The following is a 1,134-nucleotide window of genomic DNA, read 5'->3' on the forward strand; positions in this document are numbered from 1 at the left end:
TACAACGGACACGGGGACGGACATTTCGATCACCCCGGTGCCGCGGCCACCTCTGACAGTTCCCACGCCTCCCCCCGAGCCACTTTTTGTCGATGGCTTAGTTGTCGCAAATGACGGCATTAACTATTTAATCGGCAGCTTGTTCAATGACACGATTGCCGGGGGTGGCGGCGACGACACGCTTCTGAGTCGGGACGGAGACGATTTACTCAGGGGCGAAGACGGTAACGATTCTCTCAACGGCGGCGCTGGTAAAGATCTCGTTGAGGGCGGGCGCGGCAATGACACGGCGCGGGGTGGTAAAGGCGATGACTTGGTTTCTGGCGACCAGGGCGATGACGTAGGTTTTGGCGACCAGGGCAACGATATTGTCTTCGGTTCTGAAGGCAACGACTCGCTGTACGGCGGTAAAGGCAATGACTGTCTGCGCGGTGGTGGCGAGGACGACCTGATTTTTGGCGACAAGGGCAATGACAGTGTTTTTGGCGACACGGGTAACGACTGCCTGATTGGCGCTGGCGGCAATGATATTTTGTTGGGCCAGGAGGGCGGAGATGTTATCACCGGCGGTGTTGGTAACGATACTGGTGACGGCGGCGAGGGTGATGACCTGGTCTTCGGGGGCGACGGGAATGATTCTCTGTCTGGAGATGCTGGGGATGATATTCTTTCGGGCGATCGCGGATCGGATACTCTGACAGGAGGCGACGGATCGGATATCTTTGTTCTCGGTAGGGTAGGCACGTCGCCTGCTGGCAACGGCTTTCTGACTACTGGCGGCCGCGAAATCGGCGATGCTGATGTAATTAGAGATTTTAATGCGGGAGATTCGATCGGTCTGGCTGGAGGTCTCAACTTTACAGAGTTAGAAATTTTCCAGGGCCAAGGCTCGAATTCTAGCAACACGATTATTAGGGACAGGCGAACTGGGGAATTTTTGGCGGTGTTGATTGATGTTCGATCGAACTCGCTAGATGAATCTAGGTTCACTACAGATCAATTACCGCGCGTAGACGACAATCCTTTCACCATTCAGGGGACAAGTGCTTCTCCTTCTCCGACACCGACGGGGACAACTCCTTCTCCGACACCGACGGGGACAACTCCTTCTCCGACACCGACGGGGACAACTCC

Annotated in this window: 1 protein-coding gene; it reads left to right on the top strand. The window is 55.6% G+C overall.

The window, feature by feature from the left end; translation table 11 throughout:
- Window positions 1–37: 37 nt before the first annotated feature.
- Window positions 38–1,134 (top strand): calcium-binding protein (locus QUA13_RS06195; RefSeq protein WP_333197443.1); only part of this gene is annotated, 1,097 nt, incomplete at its 3' end.

It is taken from the genome of Microcoleus sp. S28C3 (assembly GCF_036700785.1).
In the GTDB taxonomy this organism is placed as follows: domain Bacteria; phylum Cyanobacteriota; class Cyanobacteriia; order Cyanobacteriales; family Microcoleaceae; genus Microcoleus; species Microcoleus asticus.